15 protein-coding genes are annotated in these 14,324 nt (G+C 68.7%); 10 read left to right on the forward strand and 5 right to left on the reverse strand.

Features of this window, described 5'->3' with window-relative positions:
• The first annotated feature begins 73 nt into the window (after positions 1 to 73).
• The 10 genes from AB663_RS09140 (at position 74) to AB663_RS09185 (ending at position 9,498) form a co-directional block, all read left to right on the forward strand.
• Complete coding sequence (locus AB663_RS09140) at positions 74 to 868, forward strand: TIM barrel protein (RefSeq protein WP_067198170.1); 795 nt, start codon at positions 74 to 76, stop codon at positions 866 to 868.
• Positions 865 to 2,412, forward strand: a complete 1,548-nt coding sequence (locus tag AB663_RS09145) for a GMC oxidoreductase (RefSeq protein ID WP_067198171.1) — start codon at positions 865 to 867, stop codon at positions 2,410 to 2,412. Before AB663_RS09140 ends, AB663_RS09145 begins: the two co-directional genes overlap by 4 nt.
• A gap of 90 nt (positions 2,413 to 2,502) precedes the next feature.
• Complete coding sequence (locus tag AB663_RS09150; RefSeq protein ID WP_067198173.1) at positions 2,503 to 2,892, forward strand: C-glycoside deglycosidase beta subunit domain-containing protein; 390 nt, start codon at positions 2,503 to 2,505, stop codon at positions 2,890 to 2,892.
• Positions 2,889 to 4,019, forward strand: coding sequence for a sugar phosphate isomerase/epimerase family protein (locus AB663_RS09155; protein WP_067198174.1), 1,131 nt, complete (start codon positions 2,889 to 2,891; stop codon positions 4,017 to 4,019). The genes AB663_RS09150 and AB663_RS09155 overlap by 4 nt, the downstream gene beginning before the upstream one ends.
• 24 nt (positions 4,020 to 4,043) lie before the next feature.
• Positions 4,044 to 5,084 carry a sugar phosphate isomerase/epimerase family protein gene (locus AB663_RS09160; RefSeq protein ID WP_067198175.1) on the forward strand — a complete coding sequence of 347 codons (1,041 nt, stop codon included), beginning with the start codon at positions 4,044 to 4,046 and terminating at the stop codon, positions 5,082 to 5,084.
• Between the two features lie 42 nt (positions 5,085 to 5,126).
• Entirely contained in the window at positions 5,127 to 5,909 is a 783-nt protein-coding gene (locus AB663_RS09165; RefSeq protein WP_067198176.1) for a nuclear transport factor 2 family protein, read from the forward strand.
• 9 nt (positions 5,910 to 5,918) lie between these two features.
• Positions 5,919 to 6,335: a C-glycoside deglycosidase beta subunit domain-containing protein gene (locus tag AB663_RS09170; RefSeq protein ID WP_067198178.1), complete on the forward strand. Its 417-nt coding sequence runs from the start codon at positions 5,919 to 5,921 to the stop codon at positions 6,333 to 6,335.
• A gap of 20 nt (positions 6,336 to 6,355) precedes the next feature.
• A complete protein-coding gene (locus AB663_RS09175) occupies positions 6,356 to 7,522 on the forward strand; it encodes a Gfo/Idh/MocA family protein (RefSeq protein ID WP_067202507.1) in 1,167 nt (388 codons plus the stop codon).
• A 39-nt stretch (positions 7,523 to 7,561) separates the two neighbouring features.
• Positions 7,562 to 8,566 carry a sugar phosphate isomerase/epimerase family protein gene (locus AB663_RS09180; protein ID WP_067198180.1) on the forward strand — a complete coding sequence of 335 codons (1,005 nt, stop codon included), beginning with the start codon at positions 7,562 to 7,564 and terminating at the stop codon, positions 8,564 to 8,566.
• Between the two features lie 59 nt (positions 8,567 to 8,625).
• Positions 8,626 to 9,498: a ThuA domain-containing protein gene (locus AB663_RS09185; protein ID WP_067198183.1), complete on the forward strand. Its 873-nt coding sequence runs from the start codon at positions 8,626 to 8,628 to the stop codon at positions 9,496 to 9,498.
• A 25-nt stretch (positions 9,499 to 9,523) separates the two neighbouring features.
• Here the strand turns inward: AB663_RS09185 and AB663_RS09190 are convergent, their stop codons facing one another.
• The 5 genes from AB663_RS09190 to AB663_RS09210 form a co-directional block, all read right to left on the reverse strand.
• The gene (locus AB663_RS09190) at positions 9,524 to 10,513 is read right to left on the reverse strand and encodes a sugar phosphate isomerase/epimerase family protein (RefSeq protein ID WP_067198185.1); all 990 of its coding nucleotides are present in this window, start codon (positions 10,511 to 10,513) and stop codon (positions 9,524 to 9,526) included.
• Positions 10,510 to 11,436, reverse strand: a complete 927-nt coding sequence (locus tag AB663_RS09195) for a sugar phosphate isomerase/epimerase family protein (protein WP_232304513.1) — start codon at positions 11,434 to 11,436, stop codon at positions 10,510 to 10,512. The genes AB663_RS09190 and AB663_RS09195 overlap by 4 nt, the downstream gene beginning before the upstream one ends.
• A 41-nt stretch (positions 11,437 to 11,477) precedes the next feature.
• A complete protein-coding gene (locus tag AB663_RS09200) occupies positions 11,478 to 12,500 on the reverse strand; it encodes a restriction endonuclease subunit R (protein WP_067198189.1) in 1,023 nt (340 codons plus the stop codon).
• A complete protein-coding gene (locus AB663_RS09205; protein ID WP_067198192.1) occupies positions 12,497 to 12,910 on the reverse strand; it encodes a hypothetical protein in 414 nt (137 codons plus the stop codon). Before AB663_RS09205 ends, AB663_RS09200 begins: the two co-directional genes overlap by 4 nt.
• An 84-nt stretch (positions 12,911 to 12,994) precedes the next feature.
• A complete protein-coding gene (locus AB663_RS09210) occupies positions 12,995 to 14,263 on the reverse strand; it encodes an ROK family protein (protein WP_067198194.1) in 1,269 nt (422 codons plus the stop codon).
• Between the last annotated feature and the right edge of the window lie 61 nt (positions 14,264 to 14,324).

Consider the following 14,324-nt stretch of genomic DNA (forward strand, 5'->3'; position numbering starts at 1 on the left):
ACCCCTGGCCGGGGATGCCGGAGCGGCCGGCACCCCGTCGGCCCTGCTCGCACACCTCGAAAGGACACCTCCCGTGTACCAACTCGCTCCGAACATCGAACTGCTCTTCACCGAGGCCGGCGACTATCACGACCGGGTGCGCGCGGCGGCGGCCGCGGGATTCGACGCCGTGGAGATGTGGGGACCGACGGGGACCGACGCACCCGCGGCACCGAAGGACCTGCCCGCGCTCAAGGCCGCATTGCAGGAGACCGGAGTGCAGCTCACCGCCCAGCTCGCCGAGCCCCGCACGCAGTTCATGATCCCGCCGTGGGACCACTCCGAGTTCTTCCGCAAGCTCGACGAGGGTACCGAGATCGCCCGCGAGCTCGGCTGCCCGCGCATCGTCGTCGGCAGCGGTACGGGCTTCGGGGGGTGGAAGCGCCAGGTGCAGCTCGACAAGCTCATCGAGATCTACCGCAAGGCCGTGGCGCAGATCGACGGATCGGGTGTCGGGCTGGTGCTCGAGCCGGTCAACGTGCGCGTCGACCACCCCGGATCGCTCCTGGACCGCACGGCCGAGGCCGTGTATGTGGCGCGTGGCGTCGATTCGCCCCACTTCGGCGTGCTGTACGACATCTACCACTCGGCGGTCGAGGGCGAGGACATGGAGGCCGAGCTGGCGAACGCCGGCGGCCTGATCCACTACGTCCAGCTGGCAGACGCCCCAGGGCGCGGCGAGCCCGGCACGGGAGACCTCGACTGGTCAGAGCGCTTCCGCCTGCTGCGGGACAGCGGATACGACGGCCCCGTGGGCCTGGAGTACTACCCGACCGTCGCGTCGGAGGCCTCGGTCTCCCACATCGTCGAGATCGCGCGCGCGGCATGAGCGGCCGACAGTACCCCACGGCGGTCGACGTCGTCATCGTCGGCAGCGGCCCGACCGGCGCGGCATACGCGCGCATCCTGTCGGAGCGGGCGCCGGACGCGAGCATCGCGATGTTCGAGGTGGGGCCGACCGTCTCGCAGCCGCCCGGCGCACACGTGAAGAACATCGCGGATCCGGCTGAGCGCTCCCGGGCTCAGGCCGCATCGGAGGGCCCGGGGGCGCGCGGCGAGAAGGTCGCGAGCCCCGGCGCGGCCAAGGCGGGAGTGCGCGGCGCCAGGCCCGGCACGTTCCTGCTCGAGGAGGGCTTCGCGTTCGAGGGCGAGGACGGTCTTCCGGTCGCGGCGATGTCGAGCAACGTCGGCGGCATGGCCGCGCACTGGACCGGCGCCTGCCCGCGCCCGAACGACAGTGAGCGCATCGGCTTCCTCCCCGACCTCGACGAGCTGCTCGCCGAGGGGGAGCGTCTGCTGGGGGTCACCACAGACGCCTTCGACGCCGCGCCCTTCGGTGACCTCGTGCGCGACCGGCTGTCGGCCGCCGTCGACGAGGGCCGGACGGCGGCGACGAGGGTGCAGCGGATGCCGTTGGCCGTGCACCGCCGCGACGACGGCCGCCTCGTATGGTCGGGGTCGGACGTGGTGCTGGGCGACGTCACCCGGGAGAACCCGCGTTTCACGCTCATCGATGAGTCGCTCGTGACCTCCGTCATCTCCACGGACGGCCGCGCGACAGGCGTCGTCGTCCGCGACCTGCGCTCCGGCGCGGAGCACGAGGTGCGCGCGCGGTTCGTGGTCGTCGCGGCCGATGCGCTGCGCACGCCGCAGCTGCTCTGGGCGTCGGGGATCCGGCCCGAGGCTCTCGGGCGCTACCTCAACGACCAGGCGCAAGTGGTCTTCGCTGCGCGGCTGCGCGGCGTCGAGCCCGCCGCATCCGACGCCCCGGTGACGGGCTTGGCCGAGCAGAGCGGCGTGAGCTGGGTGCCGTTCACCGACAGCATGCCCTTCCACGGCCAGATCATGCAGCTGGATGCCTCGCCCGTCCCGCTCGCCGAGGATGACCCGGTCGTACCCGGCTCCATCGTGGGGCTCGGTCTGTTCTGCGCCAAGGACCTGCGCGCGGATGATCGGGTCGAGTTCGACGACGCGCATCGTGACGCCTACGGGATGCCGGCCCCGCGCATCCACTACACCCTCACCGCGCATGATCGCGAGATGGTGGAGCGGGCGCGTCGCGAGATCAGGCGCCTCGCGGAGGCGATCGGGGATCCGGTGGGGGATCAGCCCTTCACCCTTCCGCTCGGATCCTCGCTGCACTACCAGGGCACCACGCGCATGGGTGTCGCCGACGACGGCACGAGCGTGTGCGACACCGACAGTCAGGTCTGGGGCGTCGCGGGGCTCTACGTCGCAGGGAACGGCGTGATCCCGACGGCGACGGCCTGCAACCCGACGCTGACGTCCGTGGCGCTCGCGGTGCGCGGGGCGCGATCCATCGCCGCGGTCTTCGCCCGGGAGCATGCGGATGCGGCGCTCTCGGAGCGGTGATCCGCTTGCTTATGTTCTAAAGCGACATTAGAATGTAGAAATCATGACAAAGGAGTCTGCGGCCCCGGTCGCACCGACGAGGAGGTTCTGGTGATCCCGGATCGCATCATCGAGCAGGGCACGCTCAGTGTCCGCGACGGGCGCGCGGCGGTGGAGGTGCGTCTGCCCTGGTACCGCGCCCTTCCGGCATCGTGCATCTCCGCTGCGAAGCTCACCGTCGACGGTGCGGAGGCGCCATCCGAATCGCTGCGGTGGCGCATGAACGATCGCGAGTTCACCTTCGACGAGATGAGGGAGAACACCGATGAGTGGTGGTTCCCCACCGACTCGGTCGTGCTCTCGGGCGATGTGGCGGTCGGCGCCGGTGTCCACCGCGTGCGCGTCGACCTCACGCTCTACATCCCGTACATCATCATCGACGACGACCAGGTGCTCCACATCGAAGAGCACGACGAGAAAGAGATGGAGGTCGCGGCGTGACCCTTCGACAGGCTCAGGCGCCCGAGGCGGACGGCAAGGGCACACCCATCCAGGGCGTGACGCTCTACAGCTTCACCCGCGCCTTCCACGCTCGTGAGTACGACCTCGACCAGCTCATCCGCAAGACCGCGGACGAGGGCTTCGGCCCGGGGCTGGAGGTCATCGGCTTCTCCAGCTTCCGCGGGTTCCCCGAGATCGACGATCACTTCGCCGGTCGCTTCTCGGATCTGGTGGACGAGGTGGGGCTGGTCCGCACGTCGCTCGCGATCAACGCCGACGTCGGTCTACGCCCCGACAGGCTCATGGATCAGGAAGAGCTCATCGCCTACATGCGCAGGCAGATCGCGGCCGCTGCGAAGCTCGGCTTCCCGATCGCCCGCGTGCAGATCTCGCTCACCCCGGATTCGATGGAGGCGCTCGCGCCCATCGCCGAGGAGTACGGCGTCACCCTCGCCCTCGAGGTCCACGCAGACCAGTACGCCTCGCACCCGCGCATCCTCGCCCTGCGCGACCGGTACGAGAAGGTCGGTTCGCCGTTCCTCGGCTTCACGATGGACTGGGGCGCGACGGTGACGGGCTTCGCCCCGTCGCTCATCGAGGCCTACCGCCGCCGCGGCGCCTCGGAGGAGCTGCTGTCGGCCGTGGTGCGGCTGTGGGACGAGTACTACGAGCAGGGGCCGCCGGCGGATCAGGCCGAGCACGGTCAGCGTTTCGGACGATTCATCGGTCTCGCGCACGAGCACGGCCGTCCCGACCTCGGGATCGACTTCGGCATCAACGGCACCGGTCTGTTCGGGCCGGCCCGCGTGGACGACTGGCTCGAGATCATGCCCTGGATCCGTCACGTGCACGGCAAGTTCTTCGGCATCGACGAGAACGGGGACGAGCCGTCGGTTCCGGTCGCCGACCTCATCACGCTGCTGGTCGACAACGGTTACAGCGGCGCGGTCTCGAGCGAATACGAGGGGTGGCACTGGAACCACTGGCAGGGCCCGTTCGAGATCGTCCGCGGCGAACAGGCCATCCAGCGCGCTGCGGCGGAAGCCGCCGGGTCGCGCATGATCACCGACGCCGCTGAGGCTCGCCGCACCCTCGACACCCATCTCGCGCACGCCGTGCGCATCTGACCATCGACACGCTCAGGGAGCGAAATGACCAACGACAACGGCATCGCCGGCACCGGCATCAAGCTTGGCACGACGCTCTACTCCATGACGAGCGAGTTCGCTGCCGGGCAGTACACCCCCGAGAGTCTCATCCGCGCGGTGCACGAGCACGGCATCGGCCCGGGTGTGGAGTTCAACTTCGCACAGCTGCTGCGCTCGTACCCTGACGTGGACGACGACTTCGTGAAGCTGTGGTTCTCGACCCTCGAGAAGTACGGCCTCGAGGCGAGCGCGGTTGGCACGAACCTCGACATGGGGCGTCGCAAGGACCGCGACATGACCCCCGACGAAGAGCACGAGTTCCTCGCGAGGCAGCTCACCTCGGCCCACAAGCTCGGATTCCGGCGCGTCGTCATCCGTTCGGCGGGCAAGGAGCTGCTGCGCAGCCTGCTGCCGCTCGCCGAGAAGTACGACCAGAAGCTCGGATACGAGATCCACGCGCCGGAGGGGCCGAACAGCCCGAAGGTTCAGCAGATCCGCGAACTGTACGCGGAGCTGGACAGCGATCGCCTCGGCTTCACCGCGGACTTCTCGTCGACGATGCACAGCCTGTCGCCCACTCTGCTGCGGACGCTGCGGAAGATGGGGATGGACGAGAAGTACTTCCCGATCATGGACGAGATCTGGCACAAGCCGCTGCCGATGCACGTGCGCAACCAGGAGTTCGAAGACATCCTCAGCGCCGACGGCGTCGACTTCCTGCGCTTCGGCCCGTTCACGCGGTTGGCCTTCAACATGCACGGTCTCGTCGCGCCCGAGGAGTGGCTCGACATCATGCCGCAGATCATCCACGTGCACGCGAAGTTCTATGCCATCGATGACGCCGGCGACGAGCCGGCGATGGACATCCCGCGCATCGTCCGCCAGTTCGTGGACGGCGGCTACACCGGCTACCTCTCCAGCGAATGGGAGGGTCACGCGTTCGCGGACCTGGGCGAGGACGACCCCATCGAGCTCGTGAAGAAGCAGCACGTGCTCATGCGCAACGCCATCGAAGACGCCGTCGCCGCGCGCCGGCCGGCCTGAGACCGCACGACATACCGAGACAGCAAGACACAAGGAGAAGCCATGTCGAACACAGCCACCGAGGCATCCGTCACCGACCTCATCGCCGAGATCGGCCGTCTGCGCGAGCAGGTCGAGGCCGCGCAGGCCCTCGCCCAGCGGGCGGAGGACCGCGGACAGATCGAGAACCTCTTCAACCGCTACATGTACCTGCACAACGCCTTCGAGGACGAGCAGATCATCCCGCTGTGGGTCAAGGAGGGCACGGAAGGCATCAGGGCCCGCTACACCAACGCCGGTCAGTACACGACCTGGCAGAGCGTCACCGACTACCACCGCGGTCGCCCGCACCCGGTGGGGAAGCTCATCCTGCACTCCACCAACACACCCGTCATCGAGGTCGCCGGAGACGGCAAGACCGCGAAGGGCGTCTGGATGATGGCGGGAACGGAGTCGGGTCTGACCGACCCGAAGGTCGCCGAGGAGTTCCCTGACATGTACTCGCCCGACGAGGTGCTCGGCAAGAAGGTCTGGGCGCACTGGGTGTGGTGCAAGTACGCCGTCGACTTCCTCAAGCAGGACGGCGAGTGGAAGTTCTGGAAGTTCCGCTGCTACGAGCTCGCGCGCGCGCCGTTCGAGGAGAACTGGGTCAGCTTCGGTCTGAAGAACCAGGGCGCGTTCGACCTCGACCTCATGTACTTCGGCGACGACGGCAAGCCCGTCTTCATGCCTCCGGCCGACGAGCCGGTGCCCTCGGAGAACCACCCCTACAGCCCCGAGACCGTTCAGAAGCTCGAGCCCGTTCCGCCGGTCCCGCACGACCGCTTCACCGACACCTTCGCCTGAGAGAAGACCATGGCCACCCACGATTCACTGTTCCGGGATGAGGACGTCAGGCGGACGGACGACGGCCTCGCCGTGTCCGTCCAGCTGCCGTGGTACCGCAGCCTCTGGCTCTCCGCCGTCGACGATGTGTCGGCGACGGTGAACGGCACGCCCGTGGCGAAGGACGATCTGAGGTTCGTCCTCGAGGGGCGCGAGTATCGCGTCGAGGAGCTGCCCGAGCAGTCCGAGACCCTGTGGTTCGTCGCCGACCGCCCCGACATCCTCATCCACCTCGACGCTCCGCCTGCCGCGGGCGAGAAGGTGACCGTCGAGGTCGTGCTGACGATGCGGCTGCTGTACATGCAGATCATGCCAGGCGTCGACGGCGGTCCCGGCCGTTACGTCACCAACCGCGTGCCGGTTCGCAGAGAGCTGGTGCTGGCGTGACGACGCCGCTGCGCGTGGCCATGATCGGCTACGGCTTCATGGGCGCGGCGCACTCTGTGGGCTGGCGGCAGGCGCCGCGCATGTTCGACCTGCCTCGCGGCGTGGAGATGACCGTGGTCGTCGGCCGGAACGCCGACGCCGTGGCCTCCGCGGCGGCGAAGTGGGGGTGGGCGGAATCCGCCACCGACTGGCGTGAGGTGATCGCCCGTGACGACATCGACATCGTCGACATCGTCACCCCGGGGGACTCGCACGCCGAGATCGCCATCGCTGCTCTCGAGGCGGGCAAGCACGTGCTGTGCGAGAAGCCCCTGGCCAACACCGTCGCCGAGGCGGAGGCCATGGTCCAGGCGGCCGAGCGTGCCAGAGCCGCGGGACTGCGGGCGATGGTGGGATTCACCTACCGCCGGGTGCCGGCGGTCACGCTCCTTCGCGACATGATCGCCGAAGGCGCCGTCGGCGCCATCCGCCAGGTGCGCGCGGCGTACCGGCAGGACTGGCTCCTCGACCCGGAGATGCCGTTGGCCTGGCGCTTGCAGAAGGAGCACGCCGGCTCCGGGGCCCTCGGCGACATCGGCGCGCACATCATCGACATGACGCAGTTCGTGACGGGCCTCGGCGTCGAGAGGGTGTCGGGTGTGATCGACACGATCGTGAAGGAGCGCCCGCTGCCCGGCGACGGCTCCCTGGGGCTGTCGAGGGGGACCGGCACCGCCGAGAAGGGCGCGGTCACCGTCGACGACGTCGCGATCTTCACCGGTCGTCTCGCGGGCGGAGCGCTGGCGTCGTTCGAGGCCACGCGCTTCGCCACGGGGCGCAAAAACGCCCTCACCATCGAGGTGTCGGGCGATCGGGGCGCGCTCGCGTTCGATCTCGAAGACCTCAACAGCCTGCGGTTCTACGACCGCACGGCGCCTGAGGGCCGTCAAGGCTTCACGCGGATCCTCGTGACCGAACCGCAGCACCCCTACGTGTCGGCGTGGTGGCCTGCGGGCCACATGCTCGGCTACGAGCACGGGTTCAGCCATCAGGTCGTCGACCTCGTCCGCGCGATCGACGCCGGCACCGATTCGCCCCCCTCCTTCGAGGAGGGACTCGCGGTGCAGCGTGTGCTCGACGCCGTCGAGCGAAGCAGCGCCGCCGACGCGGCGTGGACGTCCGTGGCGCTCCCCGTCGCCGCCCACTGATCAGAAAACCGCAGTCATACCCGTTCCGAAGGATCTCTCATGGCACGCCCCATCACCCTGTTCACCGGCCAGTGGGCCGATCTGCCCTTCGAAGAAGTCGCACGCCTCGCGGGGGAGTGGGGCTACGACGGGCTCGAGATCGCCTGCTGGGGCGACCACATCGACGTCTCCCGCTGGGATGACGACGCCTACGTGCAGTCCCGCCGCGACATCCTCGAGCGCAACGGACTGAAGGTGTGGACGATCTCGAACCACCTCGTCGGCCAGGCGGTCTGCGACGACCCCATCGACGAGCGGCATCACGACATCGTCCCCGCGCGGGTATGGGGCGACGGGGATGCCGAGGGCGTGCGGCAACGCGCCGCAGAAGAGCTGAAGAACACGGCTCGCTTCGCGGCGAAGCTCGGCGTGCGGACCGTGACCGGCTTCACCGGGTCGAGCATCTGGAAGTACGTCGCGATGTTCCCGCCGGCATCCGACGCGATGATCGAGGCCGGCTATCGCGACTTCGCCGAGCGCTGGAACCCGATCCTCGACGTGTTCGAGCAGGTCGGCGTGCGCTTCGCGCTCGAGGTGCACCCCTCCGAGATCGCCTACGACTACTGGACCGCCGCGAAGACGCTCGAGGCGATCGGACATCGCAAGAGCTTCGGCTTCAACTTCGACCCCTCGCACTTCGTGTGGCAGCAGCTGGACTCGGTGGCGTTCGTGCTCGACTTCGCCGACCACATCTTCCACGTGCACTGCAAGGAGTCCACGACCAATCTCGACGGACGCAACGGCGTGCTCGGCTCGCACCTGTCGTGGGACAACCCGCGACGCGGCTGGACGTTCGTCTCGACCGGCCACGGCGACGTGCCGTGGGAACCGCTGTTCCGCGCCTTGAACGCGATCGGATACGACGGCCCGACGAGCGTGGAGTGGGAGGACGCAGGCATGGACCGCCTCGTGGGCGGCCCCGAGGCGCTCGCGTTCGTTCGCAAGCTCGGCGAGATCACCCCGCCGCACCAGCTGTTCGACGCGGCATTCTCGACCAGATCATGAATCCGTGCAGGCGCATGTGAGCGCCTGCACCTGCTCGACGACGAGATGGGACCCAGCTCATGACCGACCGCCTCACAGTGCTCATCCTCTCGGGGCACATGACCACAGAGCACGACAACGCCCACCGCAGCTTCCGGCAGCACAACCAGTGGATCACGACCCTGCTGGAGGACACCGGCCGCTTCCGCGTGCGGGTCGTCGAGGATCCGCGAGGCCTGTCGGCGGCGGTCATCGACAGGTACGACGTGCTCATCGTCGTCTTCGAGGGTCGCGACGGCTACCACGACATGGCCACCGGCTTCGGGCCCGAGACGGACGCCGCGATCCTGCGCTTCGTGCACGACGAGGGCAAGGGGATCGTCTGGTTCCACGGTTCGGCGGCCCAGGAGGACCGCTGGGGCTATCCCGAGGAGTACAACGTGATGCGCGGGGCCAAGCTCAGCGCGTGGGAGACCGGCCTGCGCCCCCGCCCGTGGGGTGAGGCGCTGCTGCGCACGACCGAGCCGCGGCACCCCATCACCGAGGGGATCAGCGAGACATGGACCGTCACCGGTGACGACATCCTCGTGGGCGTGCAGATGTACGACGGTGCGCGGGTGCTGCTGACGACCTTCGACGATCTCGAGGCGTACGAGAAGGCCCCGGCGTGGCCCATGCCGCATTACCCGGTCGACATCCCCGAGGGCGGGATCGCGGACCTGCCCGGCATCAACACCGACCAGCCGCTCGCCTGGATCAACGAGTACGGCGCGGGCCGGTCGTTCACCATCACCATCGGGCACGACATCGACACGTTCCGTCGCATCGAGTTCATCAGGATGTTCCCGCGCGGCGTCGAGTGGGCCGCGACCGGCGAGGTCACCCTCACCGGACCCGACCGCCGCGGTGACCGGCGCATCAACCCGTGGCCGTACTACAACGGCGAAGGGTGATGCGCCCCCGGCGAAGGGCCGAGCGTCAGGCCGGGGCTCGGGTGCCCTCCAGGATCGGTCGCAGGACCTTCTGGACGTACCAGCCGGCGACCATCGTGCTCTCGGCCGGGTGCGGGCTCTGATCGGACTCGACCACGATCCAGCCGGCGTAGCCGTGCTCGGCCAGCGCTCCCACGAAGTCCTCGAAGTCGACCAGCGCGCGCTCGTCGCTCGGCTCGTAGAACCAGCGGAGGATGCCGCGAGAGCCGCCCTCGGTGCGGATGAACTGCTCGGCGTGGGGTGTGCACGCCTCGGCGTCGTCCACCGTCTCGCGGGCGTCCTTCAGCTGCACGTGCACGACGCGATCGGCGTGCCGTCGATAGAACGCCGCCGGATCGATCCCCGCGATGGCGTACTCGGCGGTGTCGATCGCGAGGCCGACGCGGCCAGGGTCGGTCGCCGCCAGCAGGCGCGAGATGCCGTCGTCCAGACGCAGCGCCGAGAGGAAGTCGACGTGCAGGCCGAGTGCGATCCCGTCGTCGGCGATGGCTCCGCCGACGGTGTTCCACAGGTTCGCGAGAACCTCGATCTGCGCGGCCGAGAGCGCGCCCGTCTGCCAGGCCGACGGGGCGGCGCGCACGACGAGAACACTGCCCCCGAGACGGCGGACGGCGTCGGAGAACCAGCGTGCCGTCCGCGTGATCTGCTCGACCGAGGCGGGGTCGAGCGGGTCGGGGCCTCGCCCCATCTCGATCTCGAATCCGACGGCGGGGTCGTACACGTAGCTGCTGACCGCGTCGATGGCACACGCCGTGAGCGTCTCCTTGAACCCCTCGACCGAGCCGTACAGATCCGCGAGCTGCTGCGGCGTCCCCAGCGGCTCCCACGCGCCGAAGCTCTCCGCGGTCAGCTCGACGCCCGAGAAGCCGCTGATGGACACGGTCTTGAACGCCCGCTCGTGCTCGCGCCTGCGCACGAAGGAGTCGATGTTGGTGTCCCACTGATTGATGGCGTAGGCCCAGCGCACGTCGCTCATCGGGTCCCCTCCTCGTAGATGCCGTCCAGCACGTTCTTCGCATACCACCGGGCGATCGCGGTGCTCTCGGCGTAGTCGCCGCCGAGCTTGTCCGCCTTGTCGTGTTCGACGCTGATCCACCCGCTGTAGCCGTGATCGCGCACGGAGCGCATCATCGACTCGAAGTCGACGAGCCCCTCGTCGGTGCCCATCTCGTAGAACCACTTCTCGGTCGTCTTCGCCGACACCTCGGCGTCCGGGAAGAGCCGGTAGTCGTCGTTGGTGTCCTTGTGGCGCGTGTCCTTGAAGTGAAAGCCGGTGACGCGCTCGTGGTGCTTCTCGTACACGTCCACGGGATCCACGTCGGCGATGCAGTGCTGCGCGGTGTCGACGAAGAACTTCACGTATCGCGGGTCGGCGTAGGAGTAGAAGCGGTCGATCTGGTCGCGCGTGCGGATGCCGGCGTAGAACTCGTGGTGGCACGTGAGGTTGACGCCGTACTGCTGCGTCAGCTCTCCCACCCTGCCCCACACGTCGGCGGCGTGCTTGAGCCCGTCGTCGGAGATGCCCGCCTCGTCGAAGAACCGCGACCCGGGCATGACGATGATGTTGTCGAGCCGGATGTCGGACCAGCGGTCCATCGTCACCGCGAAGTCGTCGAGGATCGCCCTGTGCGTCGCGGGGACCTCTGGTGCGTAGCGGTCCGGCGAGTAGTACACGCCGTGGAAGGTGTTGACGATGCGCTCGAGCCCCTGCTCCTGGACGAACTCCTGGTAGTTCGCGACCGAGCCGTACTGCTCGAGGATCTGCCAGATGCGGAAGTCGAACGTGTCGATCGCGTCGAACCCGACGGCGGCGACCTGCTGCAGGAAGCGCTTCATCGCCCGTTTCGACTGCCACTGGTCGTACGGACCGGCGGGACCCTGGGCCCGCCAATGATCCATGTAGCTCCATTTGATGGAGGGGCGTTCTCGGACGTCGGTGGTCATCGGGTTCTCGCTTTCTCGAGGGGAGAGGCGGCGTCGGTCACGGGGTCCGACAGGATGCCGGCGGCGAGGGAGAGATGACGCACGGTCATGTCCCAGGGGTCGTCGTCGAGCCACTCCTGGCCACCCCATTCGCTGCAGAGCGTGCCGCGATACCCGACGTCGCGCAGAGCCCGGCCGACGTCTCGGATCGGCTGGGAGATGCGTGCGTCGGCATCGTCGAGGTCCCAGAACTTCAGATGGATCCCGCCGATCAGCGGCAGCACCTCGCGCAGGTCGTCCACGTGTGAGCGTCCGAATCGCACGAGCAGGTCCATGAAGAGCGCGTGCATCGTGCCGGGGACCCTCCCCGCGCGAAGCTCGTCGACCACCGCCGCATGGGTTCCGGGATCGCGCCAGTCGTCGCGCAGGCGCCGCACGAGGACCGGCGAGAGGCCGGCCCGTTCGACGTGATCGAGGTAGGTCACCGGCAGTGCCGGCATGAGCAGGCTGATGTCCAGCAGCAGACGCACGTGAGGCGTGTCCAGCTCGGCGACGCGTGCGTACGCGGGGGCCGCCACCGGGTCGGTCGGTGTCTGATGGCCCTGGATCTCCTCGTAGAGCACCAGATCGAGATCCTCCAGCAGCGGGATGAGCCCGTCGAGGAGCGCACCCGCCTGGCCGATCGGCAAACGTACGCCCGTGGCTCCGGCGGCGGCGGCAGCCCGAAGCTGCGGTTCGAGGAACGCCCTGCGCTCGGCATCCGACCGTCGTCGTCCGCCCACGAACTCGTCGAGGCTGACGCCGACGATGCTCACCCGGCCGCCGTGCTGCGCGAGCCGCTCGCGGAACGCCGAGAGCCCGGCGAGCGACGGCTCCGGGTAGTCGCGAGACATCTGGCCGAGTTCGAGCTCGATGGCGGACGCGATGCCCCGCTCGACGAGGGATGCGGTGAGATCGGATGCGGTGCGCTCCGCGCGCACGATCTCGGGCGTGAGATTGAAGGCGCTCGCCGAGAGCTCCCAGCCGTCGGGAAGGCTCATGCGTCCGCCCCCACGTCGCGCGAGACGCTCGCCACCGACGCGCCGGTCTCCAGCGGACGGCTGAAGGCGAACGGCAGACGCAGGGGAGAGTCGGGTCCGCCGGGAAGGTACGGGATCTCGAGGTGGAAAGACACCGACACGTCATGGCTGCCCGGCGCAGCGGCATCCGGGATCTCCAGGACGACACGATCCTGGATGTACCACCAGCCGTCTTGCTCGGCGAGCGCGCGGGCGGGGACACGGCGCTCGCCGAGGGCGACGACGGGATCGTGGCGGATGCCGTCGATCTCGACCACCGGATCGACCAGGCACGAGACGGGGAGGGAACGGATCCAGGGCAGCGACAACCGCACCTGGGTGCGGCCGTCGGCGGTGCGCAGGGCGTCGTCGCGGAGCGCGGAAAGGGTCATCGTAGGCACGTCCTCGTGTCATCAGGCGTGCGTCTGCACGCTTACGACAACAAGCTACCTACTAATGTCGAAAAATGGAAGAAGCTAGGCGGTCAGGCCGTGAACGGCGGTGATCGTGGGGCGGCCTTCGGCGAACCACCGGGGGAACGAGGCCTCGAAGAGCTGTTCCTGGGCGAGATCCACGCCGCCTCGCAACGGCTCGCGCGTGTCGTTCTCGCTCGTCTTGATCACGAGATCGCGGGTGGCCAGCGGCAGCGAGACGTCGTAGACGCGTTGGCGCACCTCTGCCAGCAGCAGCTCGCCCGCGGAGGCGACCGCGCCGCCGATGACGATGACGCGCGGGTTGAACATGTTCACCAAGGCGGCGATCGCCTCTCCGATCTGCCGGGCCGCCGCCTGCACGAGCGAGATGGCGAGGGCATCGCCGTGTTCGGCCGCACGTGCGACGACCTCGGGAGTGAGGTCGTCGCCCGTGGCCACGGCCTCGGCGAGGGCGCCGTCGGCACCGTCGGCGATCGCGGCGCGCGCATCGCGCACGAGCGCCCAACCGCTGGCCACGGTCTCGAGACACCCCGTCTTCCCGCAGCGGCAGACCAGGTTGACGCCGGGCACCGGCACGTGGCCCATGTCGCCGGCCGCGCCGTTGGCTCCCCGGTGCAGGCGGCCATGCGAGATCAGCCCGGCGCCGATGCCCGTGCCCACCTTGCAGTAGATGAGGTCGACGTTCTGCGCGCGGCGCCGTGCGCGCTCGCCAGCGGCGAGCAGGTTGGCGTCGTTGTCGACCCAGACGGGTGCGTCGTAGCGCTGCTCGAAGTACGTGCGGACGTCGAAGCCGTTCCACCCGGGCATGATGGGGGGTGCGACGGGGCGGCCGCTCTCGAAGTCGACCGGGCCCGGCAGCCCGACGACCATTCCCCATACGGGGATGCCTTCGTCTCCGGCGAGCAGGTCGTCGACCAGTGCTGTCACCGTCGCGAGCGTCTCGTGCGGACCTCGGCTGATGTCCCATTCGTGATGGGCGTCGTTGAGGATCCTGCCGTCGAGGTCGGTCACGCCGGCGTGCACGTGGAGTCCGCCGAGAGCGCAGACGACCAGACGGCCTCGCTCGGCACGGAATCGCAGCGTGCGCGGTGCGCGTCCACCGGACGACGGGGCGTACTCCGCGTCCTCGAGAAACCCCATCTCGACCGCTCGATCGACTCGCTGCGCCACGACGCCGCGGCCGAGGCCCGTGACCCTGCCGATCTCAGGACGTGTCACGGCTTCGCCGAGGCGCACCATGTTGACGATGCGGAGGAGGCTTGTGACCTCGTCGGTCTGAGCGCCGAAGCGGAGGGTGGACTCGTTCGCCATACGTCGATCTTCACATAGAGCGGGTCCGATACGCGTGATCTGGAGCCACCTATTGTTCAGT

This window comes from Microbacterium sp. XT11 (genome assembly GCF_001513675.1).
In the GTDB taxonomy this organism is placed as follows: domain Bacteria; phylum Actinomycetota; class Actinomycetes; order Actinomycetales; family Microbacteriaceae; genus Microbacterium.